This window comes from Streptomyces sp. NPDC001443 (assembly GCF_053597355.1).
In genome coordinates, this window is the sequence record NZ_JBSFIA010000058.1 from 1 (window position 1) to 12,793 (window position 12,793).

Sequence of the window (12,793 nt, forward strand, 5' to 3'; positions counted from 1 at the left end):
AAGGTCCTTGTAGCGGAGCTACCAGGGCCTTTCGGCAACGCGGCGAGGGTGCGTGCCGGGCGCCGCCCGCCGGGCCCCACTTCTGTCCGGAGCTCCAAGAGCTCCGAGCGCGCGGGCCGTCAGTGCGGGGCGCGCTCCTGAAGGGCCGTGCGCCAGGCCGGGGCCGGTCCCTCCGGTTCGGGTTCCGGACGGCGGCCGCCGCGGGAGAAGAAGTCGGCGAGCGGCAGGATCGCCGCGCCGACGGTGACCGCGTCGGGCCCGAGCCGGCCGAGCTCGACGGTGACCTTCTCGGCGGGATGGCGCAGGGCGTACGCGGTCGCGTGCCGGCGGACGGAGGGCAGGAAGCGGGCGCCGAGCTGGAGACCGGCCCAGCCGCCGATGAGGATGCGTTCGGGCTGGAAGAGGTTGATCAGGTCGGACAGGCCCGCGCCCAGGTACTCGGCGGTCTCCTCCAGCACGGCGAGGGCGACCGGGTCGGCCGTGCCGTCGCCGTCGACGGGGTAGGCGGCGGCCAGCATCGCGGTCAGCGCCGTCTCCTCGTCGGCGCCCTGCGGCGGCTGTCCGCCCGCCTCGCTCCACCGCTGGAGCAGCGACTCGGCGCCCGCGTACGCCTCCAGGCAGCCGAGCGCGCCGCAGCGGCAGCGGCGCCCTCTGACCCGTACGGTCAGATGGCCCCACTCCACGGCCCGGCCGTGTTCCACGTCGGCGGTGACGAGGCAGGCCCCGACGCCGGAGCCGAAGAGGACGACGACGGCGTTGTGCGCCCCGCGTCCGCCGCCGAACCACATCTCGGCCTGGCCGAGGGTCTTGGCGCCGTTGTCGATGAAGTACGGCACGCTGTCGGGGAGCTCGGTCCCGGCGCGCAGCAGCGCCTCCAGCGGGACCGCGGTCCAGCCGATGGTCTGCCCGTGCACGACGGCCCCGCGGTCGGCGGTGTGCTCGACGATGCCGGGCACGCCTATGCCGACGCCGAGCAGCCGCTCGGCGGGGATGCCCGCGGTGGCGAGCACCTCGGCGATGCCGTCGCGGATGTGCCCGACGATCACCTCGACCTCGTACCGCTGGTGCTCCAGGGGGCGTTCCGCGCGGGCGAGCTCGGTGAGGGTCAGGTCGAACAGCTCGATGCGTACCCGGGTCTCGCCGACGTCGACGCCGATCATGTGGCCGCTGCCGGGCGCGACGCGCAGCAGGGTACGGGGGCGGCCGCCGTCGGAGTCGACGCTGCCGGCCTCCTCCAGCAGGCCGTCCGCGACCAGGTCGGAGACGACGTTGCTGACCGAGCCGGAGCTCAGGCCGGTCACCGGGCCCAGCTCGAAACGGCTCAACGGGCCGTCGAAGTAAAGCCGTTGCAGCACGACCGTGCGGTTGGCCCGCCTGAGGTCGCGCACCGTGCGCCCGTTCCGCCCCGCCATGTGGTTCCCTCCCGAACCCTGCCCGGAACCCGTCGGAACGGATCCGGCACCCTGCCCGACCTGCAACATACCGCCGCAAGCTCTCCGGGCGCACTTCTTATGACCCTTAATTCATGTAACGAGCTAAGCGACGCCACACCTTCTCGCCCTGGAAATCCGTTGGCGTCCCCCCGGGACACTGCTTACCCTTGGCAGAAACCTAGTACCCCTAGGTTTACGGGCGTCCGGGACCGTCGGCACCACCGGAACGCGACGCCGTACCCGCCGAACCCGCCTTGACCGCCGTACCAGGAGGCCACCCCCATGAGATCGCTCACCGAGCCGGAGATCCGCGAGTCCTTCGTCAACTGTTCGAAGGGCGAAGCCAAGCGGTTGTCCGTACCCCGGGATCTCGACCGGCGCCCCTGGGCCGACCTCGACTTCCTGGGCTGGCGGGATCCGGGCGCGCCGGACCGCAGCTACCTGGTCACCGAGCGGGCGGGACGGCTCGTCGGGGTGACCCTGCGGTTCCCGTCCTCGCAGCGCGGCATCCTGCACCGCAGCATGTGCTCGCTCTGCCTGACGACCCACCGTGGCGGCGGCGTCTCGCTGATGACCGCGCGCAAGGCGGGGGCCGCGGGCCGCGAGGGGAACTCGGTCGGCCTGTACATGTGCACCGACCTCGCGTGTTCCCTCTACGTCCGCGGCAAGAAGTCGCTCGACTCCGGTTCCCGGTTCGAGGAGAGCCTGACGGAGGAGGAGCAGATCGCCCGTACGACGGGCAACCTGTCCGCGTTCCTCGACAAGCTGGACGTCTGAGCCCGCGCACACCCGGCAGACGGCCCGGCCCCCCTCCATCGGAACGTTCGAGTGGTCCTGGGACGGGGAACAGGCCAAGAGATGCAAGTTGCACATGAGTGGAAAGAGTCCCTACGTCGGCTGGTGAGGCGCCACCGGGACCCCGTCGTCGTCCAGGCGTTCCGGTCGACCGCCGCGGCGACGATCGCCTACGTCATCGCCCTGCACCTCAGTCCGGAGCCCGCGCCCCTGACGGCCCCGCTGACCGCGCTGCTGGTCGTCCAGGTCACCCTGTACTCCACGCTCACCACCGGGATCCGCCGGGTGAACTCCGTGGTGGCCGGTGTCCTGGTCGCCATCGCCTTCAGCCTGCTGGTGGGGCTGACCTGGTGGAGCCTCGCGCTGGTCATCGTGGCGTCGCTGGCCGTGGGGCATCTGGTGCGGGTCGACGAGTTCGTGCCCGAGGTGGCGATCAGCGCCATGCTGGTGCTCGGTGTCACCGCGGTCGGCAACACGGCGTGGGCGCGGGTCCTGGAGACGCTGATCGGCGCGGTCGTCGGGCTCGGCTGCAATCTGCTGCTCGCCCCACCGGTGTGGGTGGACGAGGCGGGCGAGTCGATCGTGGAACTGGCGCGCCGGGTGCGTCAGCTGATGCTGCGGGTCGGCGACGAGGCCGCCGGGCACACGCCCGTGGAGAACGCGACGGCCCGGCTGCACGAGGCACGCAGGCTCGACCACGACATCGCCCAGGTGGACGCCGACCTGCGGCAGGCCGAGGACAGTCTGCGGCTCAATCCGCGGGTGCAGGAGGGCCTGTTGCACCGCATCGTGCTGCGCACCGGGCTGGACACCCTGGAGATCTGCACGGTCGTACTGCGGGTGATCACCCGCACGCTGACCGACCTCGCCAAGGAGCGTGAGTCGGAGCCCCTGTTCCCGCCCGGGACGGGGGAGGTCGTGGAGCAGTTGCTGTCCGAGGTCGCCGACGCCGTGGTCAGTTTCGCGGTCCTGGTCACCAGCCACGTGAGCGTCAACGCCGAGTCGGCCGAGGAGCGGCTCGCCGCCGCGCTGCGGCAGGCGGCGACCACCCGGGACAAGCTGTCCCGGCTGCTGCTGGAGGAGATCCAGCGCGACGCCCGGCAGTGGCAGCTGTTCGGTGCGGTGCTGACCGAGGCGACCCGCATCATCGACGAGCTGGACACCGAGCACCGCTCGCGCCGGCTGATGGAGGAGCTGGACCGCTGCGCACGGCGACAGCACGCACGACTGTCGTGGGTGGCCCGGCTGCGCGCTTAGCCCGGTCGGGCAGCCCGGCAGGGCTCCGCGGCCTGCCGGAGCCCCGCGCCGCGGCCGCCATGGGACTCGGTGTCGGCGGCTCGATGCGCCAGGAGGTCCACCGGGACGCCCGGCCGGTCGACGACCGGTCGGCCGAGCCGGCCGGGCGGGTCTTCGTGCACCTGGTGACCCCGCCGGAGTGGCGTCGTGTCACCGGCGAGGAGCCGCCGCCGCCCGTGGACCGCGCCGCCTGCACCCGGGCCGGCCTGCCCCGGTACGACTACTACGACGAGGAGGCCGAGGACCCCGCCCCCACGGACCCCCTCGAGGACGTACGACCGGTCGGCGACCGACTCGATGACGATCACGAACCCTGGCAGCAGCCGTCGCCCCATCAGGTGCAGCCGCCGAAGGACGCGCCGGGCGAGCCGGTGCAGGACGGCGACTGGTAGCGGGCCCGGACCCCGGTGGGTGTCGCACCCTGCGCAACACCCATCGGTCGTTTTGCGCTTCGGGGGCGCCGCGCGTCAGGGTGGCGGGGACGACCGGGACCACCGACGACCTGAGGTGCACAGATGGGCAGTGGGGCAGAAGCGTCGCGCGACGGCTGGAGCAGGCGCCGTTTCGTCGGCGCGCTCGGCGGAGCGGCCGCGGCGACGGCCCTGGCCGCCTGCGGGTCCTCGTCGGAGGCCTCGCGGGCGCCCGCGACGGCGGGAGCCGGGACGGCCGGCACCGGGTCCGGGTCCGGGTCCGGGACCCGGCGGCCGGACCCGGACGCGTCGGGCGGATCCTCGGACTCCACCGGCCCGCGCCCCCTCTACGTCGGCACCTACACCTCTCCCGAGGACGGCGGCAAGGGCATCGGGCTCGCCTCCTACGACACCGCGACCGGCCTGATCACCGCCACCGGCTCGGGCGTCCTCACCGGCGTCGCCGACCCGTCGTACCTCACGGCGCACCCGGACGGCCGGACGCTGTACGCGGTGAACGAGCGCGAACAGGGCACGGTGACCGCCGTACGGCTGTCCGACGGCCGCGTACTGGGCAGCCGTGCCACCGGCGGCGCGTCGCCCTGTCATCTGTCGGTCCACCCGGGCGGACGCTGGCTGCTCACCGCCGACTACGGCTCCGGCAGCGTGAGCGTGCACCCGATCGGGGCGTCCGGGGCGCCGGGCGAGCGCACGGACCGGGTGACGCACTCCTCCCCCGCCCCCGGCCCCGGCCAGCACGGCCCGCACGCGCACCAGGTCGTCACCGCCCCGGACGGCCGTCACGTCCTCGCCGTCGACCTCGGTACCGACACGGTCTACACGTACCGGCTGGACGACCGGGCCGGCACGCTCGCCGAGGTCGCGCGGGCGCACACCCGGCCGGGCGCGGGACCGCGCCAGCTGGCCTTCCACCCCGGCGGCCGGTACGCCTACCTGGCCAACGAGGTCGACGACACGGTGGCCGTCTGCCGCTACGACCCGGCCACCGGCCGGCTGGCCGTCGGCGATCCGCAGTCCACCGGGAGCGGCAAGGGCACCAACTACCCCGCGCAGTTCCTGATCACGGCGAACGGTTCCTACGCGTTCCTCGCCAACCGGGGCCACAACAGCATCGCGCGGTACGCGGTGGAGGCGGACGGCGCGCGGCTGCGGATGCTCGGCACGGTGCCGGTGGCGGGCGACTTCCCGCGCCAGATCGCGTTCTCGCCGGACGGCGGGCTGCTGTTCGCGGCGAACCAGCGTTCCGGCACGGTCAGCGTCTTCCACGTGGACGCGGAACGCGGCGGGCTGCGGCTCGCGGGCGACCCGTTCGCCTCACCCCTCGCGGTCTGTGCGCTGCCACTGTAGGGAACGCGGGCAGGCGGCGGCACTCGCCTGGGCGAGCAGGACGTGCATGCGCTCGGTGAGCTGGGCGACGTCGTCGGCGGGCGCGTGGAAGGGCAGCCGCACCTCGCCGTGGGTGCGGGCCCGTTCGATGCGCAGGGTCAGTCCGTGCCGGTCGACGGCGAGCGGCTGGACGCGTACGGCGCCGTGCAGGCTGTCCGGCCGGACCAGCCGGGTGAGCCGTTCGACCGCGTCGGGGTGGGCGTCGGCGAGGTGGGTCAGCAGATGGGCCTCGGCCAGGGCGAGCGGGTCGGGCTCGGCGGCGGCGAACTCGTCGAGGCCGACGACCGTGGCCCCGGACTGCTGCCGCAGCACCACGCGCGTGGCCCGGAAGAGGAGGTGGCCGTCCACGGGCTGGAACCAGCCGGCCAGCCAGAGCCGGCCGCGGATGCGGTTGCGCACGGGGACGGGCGCGACGTCGGCGAACTCCAGGACGGCGGACGGCTCGCCGCGGGGCGCGCAGATCGCGGCCGTGCGCAGGGCGCTCTCGTCGGGCACGTGCAGGAGCACCCGGCCGTCGGTGTCCACGGCGTGCGCGCCGACGTACTCCTCGCGTCCGCCGTCCGCGGTCACCGCGCACGACCACGCGGCGGCGAGCACCGAACGTGCCCGCTCCGCCGCGGAAGGCGCGGCCGTCCAGGTCTGGCTGTCACCCATCCCGAAGCCTCCTTAGGTAAGCCTTGCCTAACCTATCGAAGATCGGGGTGCACGCCAACCACGCGGCACGTGTCCGGTCGCGGACTCCGGTGCGAGCTTCGATCACGAGGTCCGGTCACGGGGGCCGGTCACGGGGCCGGTCAACGAGATCCGGGATCCCTACGAGATGACCCCCAGGAGCGCCCGCGCGCACAGCTCCCGCACCTGCTCCCGCGACACGCCCTCCCCCCGCAGCCACTCCAGGCAGACGGCGGTGGTGAACGCGAGCCAGCCGCGCACCGCGAGCCGTACGTCGGGACGCTCCTCGAAGACCGGGCCGAACTCCGGGTCGGCGGCGAGGGCCGCCAGGATCTGGCGTTCCTGGGCGGCCAGGGCGCGCTGATAGACCCTGCGCACGGCCTGGTCGCCGGCCGCGTCCGCGCGGTGGAAGGCGCGGTACCCGTGAGCGTGGGAGTGGACGTACTCCAGATACGCGTCGAGGCCCGCGGTGAGCTGCTCGCGCACCGGGACGCCGGGCACGGCGGCGGTCATCCGCAGCATCCGCTCGCTCTCGCGCTCCACGACCGCCGCGAAGAAGTCCCGCTTGGTCGGGAAGTAGTGGTAGAGCAGCCCCCGGGACACCCCCGCGATCTCCGCGACCTGCTCGATCCACACGTCGTCGTACGGACTCTCCGAGAACAGCCGCGCGCCGACCGACAGAAGCTGCTCCCTGCGCTCCTCGGTACTGAGCCGACGACGTGCGCGCTGCCCCTGGTTCGCGGCCATGGCCGCACTTTACTTGACGTCGGTTCAGCGGCGGGACCAGACTGGAACCGTTATTGAACCCACGTACAACACGAGCGACGCGCCGCTGATCGAGGGAGATCACGTCATGGCGGAGACGGCGGAGACGGCGAAAGCAGCGGGCCCGGCAGGGACGGCGGGACCGCCGCGGGTGGCAAGGGCGGCGGGGGCGGAACCGGTGGGCACGCCCGCGCCTCCCGACGGCGCGCTGCCGCGAGGGTTCCGCAGCGCCGAGCAGGGCTGGCCCGAGCTGGACCGCATCCCTCATCCACCGCACCGGCTGCCCCTGCTCGGCGACCTCGTCGGCGCGAGCCGGCGCACCCCCGTGCAGGACTCGATGCGGTTCGCCCGGGAGCTGGGGCCCGTCTTCCGGCGCCGGGTGTTCGGCCACGAGTTCGTCTTCGTGTGGGGGGCCGGGCTCGCGGCCGACCTGGCGGACGAGTCCCGCTTCGCCAAGCACGTCGGGCTGGGCATCGCCAACCTGCGGCCGGTCGTCGGGGACGCGCTGTTCACCGCGTACAACCACGAACCCAACTGGCAGCTGGCGCACGACGTGCTGGCCCCGGGCTTCAGCCGGGACGCCATGGCGGCCTACCACCCGATGATGCTGGACGTGGCCGCCCGGCTCACCGACCACTGGGACCGCGCGCTGGCGTCGGGCCGGTCGGTGGACGTGCCCGGCGACATGACCCGGCTGACCCTGGAGACCATCGCGCGCACCGGCTTCGGGCACGACTTCGACTCCTTCGAACGCTCCCGGCCGCATCCCTTCGTCACCGCCATGGTGGGCACGCTCAGCCATGCCCAGCGGCTCAACACCGTGCCCGCGCCGCTGACCCCGCTGCTGCTGCGCCGGGCGTCCCGGCGCAACGCCGCCGACATCGCCTACCTCAACCGCACGGTCGACGACCTCGTACGGGCCCGGCGCGCGGCGCACACCGACGGCGGCGACAGCGACGGCGGCGGCGATCTGCTCGACCGGATGCTGCGCACCGCGCACCCGGAGACCGGGGAGCGGCTGTCCGCGCAGAACGTACGCCGCCAGGTCGTCACGTTCCTGGTCGCGGGCCACGAGACGACCTCGGGCGCGCTCTCCTTCGCCCTGCACTACCTCTCCCGGCACCCCGAGATCGCGGACCGCGCCCGCGCCGAGGTGGACCGTGTGTGGGGCGACGCCGCCGTGCCGGGGTACGAGCAGGTGGCCCGGCTGCGCTATGTGCGCCGGGTGCTGGACGAGTCGCTGCGGCTGTGGCCGACGGCGCCCGCCTTCGCCCGGGAGGCCCGGCAGGACACCGTACTGGGCGGCACGCATCCGATGCGGCGGGGCGCGTGGGCGCTGGTGCTCACGCCGATGCTGCACCGCGACCCCGAGGTGTGGGGGCCGGACGCCGAGCGCTTCGACCCGGACCGCTTCGACGCCCAAGCGGTACGGGCCCGCGCCCCGCACACCTTCAAGCCGTTCGGGACCGGCGCCCGGGCCTGCATCGGCCGCCAGTTCGCGCTGCACGAGGCCACGCTGGTGCTCGGCCTGCTGCTGCGCCGCTACGACCTGCGGCCCGACCCCGACTACCGGCTGCGGGTGACCGAGCGGCTCACGCTGATGCCGGAAGGTCTGCGGCTGCACCTCGAACACCGCGCCCCCGCCCACCGGGCGGACGGCTGAGCCCGGCGTCGGGCCGCCGTCGAAATCTCACCGCGGTGTTTCCGGTCCTGTGGGGGACTCCTCATCCAACGGAAAACAACGTCGGCTACCAAGGGGGGAGGAGCCGACCGAGGCAGGAGCCCGCGGATCGAGGAGAGACGTCATGTGCAGCCACCAACCCCCCTGTCCCAGCGCGGACAGCACGCACCACCACTCCGCCGTGACCGTGTCGGCCCATCCCGAGCAGGGCTGGAGCCTGCTGTGCAACGGCACGATCGTCTTCGACGACACCGGTGAACTGCTGCCCGACGGGCGGGTCGTCGGCCCGCTCGCGGTCGCCGGCTGAGCCGCCCGGCCGGCCCTCGGGCCCGCCGCGGCCAGCTCGGGCGTCCGGGCCGTCGTCCAGTCCGCCAGGTCGTTCAGTCCGCCAGGTCGTTCAGTCCGCCAGGGTGTCGAGGCCGAGGTCGGCGAGGCGTTCCGGGTCGGCCAGGATGTACATGCCGGTGATCAGGCCGTCGACGACGGTCACGGCGGCGACCGACTGCGGCTGCCCGTCGGGCACGGCGGCGAGCCCCAGCGAGCCGTTGACCGACACCAGCCGGGTGGCGTCCGCGAACCGGGAGAACATCGCCGCCTGTTCGGCCACCCGCCGGGCCCCGCGCACCACCTTGGACGCGGCCGCGCCACGCACCAGCGCACCCGAGTCGACCCGCAGCACCACGTCCGGATGCAGGACGGCGACCAGCCCCTCCAGGTCACCGGCCCGGGAGGCGGCGAGGAAGGCCTCCAGCACCTCGCGCTGGCGTCCGCGGTCGGGCTCGGCAGGCGGCGCGACGTCCTTCACCCGGCGCCGGGCCCGGCTGGCCAGCTGCCGGGTCGCGGCCGGACTGCGGTCGACGATCCGCGCGATGTCGTCGAAGGGCACCGCGAACATGTCGTGCAGGACGAACGCGAGCCGCTCGGCGGGCTCCAGGGTCTCCAGCACGACGAGGAGCGCGAGGCCCACCGAGTCGGCCTGGAGCACCTCCGCCTCCGGGTCGATCCGGGTCGCCGGACCGACCACGGGGTCGGGAACGAAGGTGTCGAGGGCGTCGAAGGTGCCGCCGGTGTCCGTCAGTTGCTCACGACGCGCGGCCCGCGACCGCAGCAGGTCCAGGCACACCCGCCCGATCACGGTGGTCAGCCAGCCCCCGAGGTTGCGAATCTCCTCCGTCTCGGTCCGGGCGAGCTTCAGCCAGGTCTCCTGGACCGCGTCCTCGGCCTCGGCGAGCGAGCCGAGCATCCGGTAGGCGACCGCCTTCAGATGCCCCCGGTGCTCCTCGAAACGCTGTGCGAGCAGTTCCGTGTCGCTCACTGCATGTCCCCCCATTGCCCCAACGGCTCGAACACCACGGCCGACGCGCCGTGAAGACGCTACCCGACGCCCTGCGCCACCCCCTCGACGACAAGAGCCGACTGCGGCGTCGGTTAGGGAACTCCTCTGTGCCGCACGTCGATGGCGGCACCCGCCGAAGTGGTGTCGCGCCGCCACGGTAGGGTCACCCCCTGCAGACGGGGAGGGGCCGACAGATGACGGCGTACCAATGGGGCTATGCGGTAGGACAGTGCGCGTTCTGGATCGCCCTGGGGCTGGCGGTGTTCTGGTTTGCGACGGGCCGGTGGCGGAATTGACCACGCGCATCGAATTCGGTTCGGAACTGCCGTCACACCGGGGGAACATGACATGCCCGTCGCCAAGTATCTGAGGCCCGTCCTCGCCGCCGCTCTCCTGGCGTCGCTCACTGCCTGCGAAGCATCGTCCGCGCCGGACGCCCCGGCGAGCTCCACGAACAGCTCGGTGGCCGCCGGGACGCGTCGTCCGGCAGAACCCGAGCCCATTGCCGCCGTCATGCCCGATGTCATCGGCGGCAACGCCGGGCGGGCATTCGAGCAGATGAGCTCCGAACTCGACATGGTCTTCAAGGACGCGAGCGGACAGGGCCGTGCGGTGGACGACCCCACCGAGTGGAAGATCTGCGGTTCCCGGCCTGGCCCGAACCAGCCGATCTCCAAGTTCCCGGTGGTCTTCGAGGTGGTGGAAGTCTCGGAGAGCTGCGCAGACGCGACGCCGAAGTGACGTCCGCCTGACGCGCCGACTCCGACGGCGCGTCACGGTCCCCGGCCCCCGATGTCACGCCCTTGGCGAGGGGCCGGTCCTACGGAAGTTCCGGCATCCAGTGCCGGGGCGAACCGGCGTACCCGTAGCGCGGCAGGCCCGTGATCGCGGTGGTGCGGAAGGGACGGCCGCGGTCGTCGATCCGTATCGTGCCGACGCGCCCCTGCGAGGACCAGTCGAGGTCGAGGTACCACTCACAGGCGCAGGACCCGGTCTTTGCCGTGACCCGCAGCACCTCCGGGTCCTGCACGGAGACCCGGTACGGGAGCCGCCGCGCCGGCACGGTCACGTCCCCCCTGCTCCCGGGCATCGCCCGGGCGACGGGATCGTGCGCGTCGAGGCTCACCTCGAACGACCTGGGCGTGATGCCTCCGCCGCAGCCCGGGGACGTGTCGTAGACGTAGACCCCACCGGCGGGCGGCGCGGCGCGGCGCACGACGCGCACGTGCAGGGCCTCCAGTACGACGGCCGAGGAGGTACGCCCCTGCACCGCCACCTGCACGATCGTCTCCCGGCCGTGCACCGCGTCCTGGGCGTTCGCCCACGCCTCGGCGTCCTCGGCGAGCGGTGGCGGCGGGACCTGCCCCGGGGGCTTGTCGATGATGTAGTCGTGGCCGCAGTCGTCCTCCCACATATGGGAGTTCACCGTCCAGGTGAACGGTGCGGCCGGGGCGGACGGCCCTACCGTGGCTCCGGTGGGCGACGCCGACGGACGGTGCCGCGGCAGTGCCCCGCCGCCGGACGAACTCCGGTCCGAGAACGCGGGGATCGCCGAGAACGCCGACAGCCCCGCGGCGGTCAGCCCGAACACGGCGCCCAGAACCACGCACACCACGACCGAGCGCCTCAGCCACAGGACACGAGAAGGCCGCGCCCCGGTCCTCCCGGGCGTCACCTCCGGCGCTGCCGGCGCGGCTAGCACGGGCAACTCGTCCGGCAGAGACCGTGCGAGGGAAGCGGTCACGCCCCGCGGCACGCCCGGGCGGGACCGCCGGCGCCGCTCGCCGGCCAGGATCCACCGCCGGTGCAACTCCACGCGCTCCCGGTCCGAGGCCCCACACAGCGCAGCGAAGCGTTCCACCACGGCGAACTCCCGTGGCACCGCGTCCCCCGCGCAATAGCGGTACAGCGTCGAGACGTTCATGCCCAGGCACCGGGCGAGATCCGCATAGCTGCGATCCGTACGGTCCCTCAGGACCGTCATCAGCTCCGCGAACCCCGTCACCTCGTCGTCGGCTGCTGCCACGACCCGTGCCCACCTCCGCTCGTACAGGGCCGTCCCATTCCGGAACGGCATCTCAGGCCCCCCATGTCTCTGCACGTCAACAGCCCTGAGACGGTTCCACTGTTGCGGATGGGACGTCGGCGGTTGCCATACGCCGCCGCAGCCGACGATGCTCTTGGTGTCGCCAGCGGTACGGCCCCACCGGTCGGCAGGTTCACCGCAGCGGCGTCCACAGCACCCACCCGTCCCCGGGGACACCCATGCCCGAGCGCACCCACGACGGCGCGTCCGGCAGTCCCGTGCGACGGCGTACACCGACCCGGAACGAGGAACACACATGCACGGCAACACTCTCGGACGCCGCCGCGTCCGTCGTATCGCAGCCCTTGCCACCGGCCTCGCCCTGGGCCTCGGACTCGGCGCGACAGCCCAGGCCTCCGCCGCCGGGTCGCAGGCCGTCACCGGCAAGCCCGCCCACTCCGCTGCGTCCACCACGCTCGCCGGCTCGGACGGGACGGTGCTGACCGGCCACCAGATGGCCAGGGTGCTGAAGTCCCTGCTCCCCAAGGGCGGGAAGATCAGCGACGAGTTCAACCAGGACGGCTACGCCCAGCTGGTCTGGGACGACGGCCGCGGCAAGAGCCTGATCGGCGTGAACGCCCAGCTCGACATGGGCGACGTCGTCGCCGGGCACATGCACTGCGAGGGCCAGTACCTCGAGTGCCAGGCGCTGACCCTGGCCGACGGCACCCTGGTCATGCGCGCCAAGCGGGCATCCGAGAAGGGCGGTTCCGCCGTGGTCTGGCTGGTCGACACCCTCCACCCCGACGGCCGCCGGGTCGTGATCCAGGAAGTCAACGCCGCCGCCGAGAGCGGCCCCGTCACCAGGCCGGAGCCCCCGCTCACCCTCGACCGGCTCCAGACCGTCGCCCTCAGCCCCCGCTGGGCAGGCTGAGGGCGGGAGCGGTGGACCGGGCAGCCCGGTGCGGGGGT

Annotated in this window: 12 protein-coding genes and 1 pseudogene; 8 read left to right on the forward strand and 5 right to left on the reverse strand. The window is 73.2% G+C overall.

The annotated features are described in order from the left end of the window. Positions 1–119: 119 nt before the first annotated feature. A complete protein-coding gene (locus ACWC24_RS38090) occupies positions 120–1,412 on the reverse strand; it encodes an ROK family protein (RefSeq protein WP_450667498.1) in 1,293 nt (430 codons plus the stop codon). Positions 1,413–1,715: 303 nt separating this feature from the next. Between ACWC24_RS38090 and ACWC24_RS38095 the strand changes: the two genes are divergently transcribed. From ACWC24_RS38095 to ACWC24_RS38110, 4 genes and pseudogenes are all read left to right on the forward strand, one after another. Next, a complete protein-coding gene (locus ACWC24_RS38095) occupies positions 1,716–2,210 on the forward strand; it encodes an FBP domain-containing protein (RefSeq protein WP_152894916.1) in 495 nt (164 codons plus the stop codon). An 81-nt stretch (positions 2,211–2,291) separates the two neighbouring features. Further along, the gene (locus tag ACWC24_RS38100; protein WP_450667499.1) at positions 2,292–3,485 is read left to right on the forward strand and encodes an FUSC family protein; all 1,194 of its coding nucleotides are present in this window, start codon (positions 2,292–2,294) and stop codon (positions 3,483–3,485) included. 35 nt (positions 3,486–3,520) lie between these two features. Beyond that, positions 3,521–3,916, forward strand: a pseudogene (locus ACWC24_RS38105) (hypothetical protein); the annotation flags it as partial. A 123-nt stretch (positions 3,917–4,039) separates the two neighbouring features. Beyond that, on the forward strand, positions 4,040–5,302 hold the full coding sequence (locus tag ACWC24_RS38110) for a lactonase family protein (protein ID WP_450667500.1): 1,263 nt from the start codon (positions 4,040–4,042) through the stop codon (positions 5,300–5,302). On the opposite strand, the gene ACWC24_RS38115 is transcribed toward ACWC24_RS38110, so the two are convergent. Both ACWC24_RS38115 and ACWC24_RS38120 read right to left on the reverse strand, forming a co-directional pair. After that, positions 5,270–5,995: a DUF2470 domain-containing protein gene (locus tag ACWC24_RS38115; RefSeq protein ID WP_450667501.1), complete on the reverse strand. Its 726-nt coding sequence runs from the start codon at positions 5,993–5,995 to the stop codon at positions 5,270–5,272. The two genes, ACWC24_RS38110 and ACWC24_RS38115, sit on opposite strands and share 33 nt — an antisense overlap. Positions 5,996–6,154: 159 nt before the next feature. After that, a complete protein-coding gene (locus tag ACWC24_RS38120) occupies positions 6,155–6,760 on the reverse strand; it encodes a TetR/AcrR family transcriptional regulator (protein WP_450667502.1) in 606 nt (201 codons plus the stop codon). Positions 6,761–6,866: 106 nt separating this feature from the next. Here ACWC24_RS38120 and ACWC24_RS38125 point away from each other — a divergent pair, with 106 nt between their 5' ends. Both ACWC24_RS38125 and ACWC24_RS38130 read left to right on the forward strand, forming a co-directional pair. Then, a complete protein-coding gene (locus ACWC24_RS38125; protein ID WP_450667503.1) occupies positions 6,867–8,441 on the forward strand; it encodes a cytochrome P450 in 1,575 nt (524 codons plus the stop codon). A 142-nt stretch (positions 8,442–8,583) separates the two neighbouring features. Further along, entirely contained in the window at positions 8,584–8,766 is a 183-nt protein-coding gene (locus ACWC24_RS38130) for a DUF5999 family protein (RefSeq protein WP_450667504.1), read from the forward strand. Positions 8,767–8,856: 90 nt separating this feature from the next. On the opposite strand, the gene sigJ is transcribed toward ACWC24_RS38130, so the two are convergent. Beyond that, the gene (gene sigJ, locus ACWC24_RS38135) at positions 8,857–9,774 is read right to left on the reverse strand and encodes an RNA polymerase sigma factor SigJ (protein ID WP_450667505.1); all 918 of its coding nucleotides are present in this window, start codon (positions 9,772–9,774) and stop codon (positions 8,857–8,859) included. A gap of 369 nt (positions 9,775–10,143) precedes the next feature. On the opposite strand from sigJ, the gene ACWC24_RS38140 reads away from it, so the two are divergent. Further along, positions 10,144–10,536, forward strand: a complete 393-nt coding sequence (locus ACWC24_RS38140) for a hypothetical protein (protein ID WP_450667506.1) — start codon at positions 10,144–10,146, stop codon at positions 10,534–10,536. 79 nt (positions 10,537–10,615) lie between these two features. Here the strand turns inward: ACWC24_RS38140 and ACWC24_RS38145 are convergent, their stop codons facing one another. Continuing rightward, a complete protein-coding gene (locus tag ACWC24_RS38145; RefSeq protein ID WP_450667507.1) occupies positions 10,616–11,821 on the reverse strand; it encodes a helix-turn-helix domain-containing protein in 1,206 nt (401 codons plus the stop codon). A gap of 316 nt (positions 11,822–12,137) precedes the next feature. On the opposite strand from ACWC24_RS38145, the gene ACWC24_RS38150 reads away from it, so the two are divergent. Continuing rightward, positions 12,138–12,755 carry a hypothetical protein gene (locus tag ACWC24_RS38150; protein WP_450667508.1) on the forward strand — a complete coding sequence of 206 codons (618 nt, stop codon included), beginning with the start codon at positions 12,138–12,140 and terminating at the stop codon, positions 12,753–12,755. The last annotated feature ends 38 nt before the right edge of the window (positions 12,756–12,793 follow it).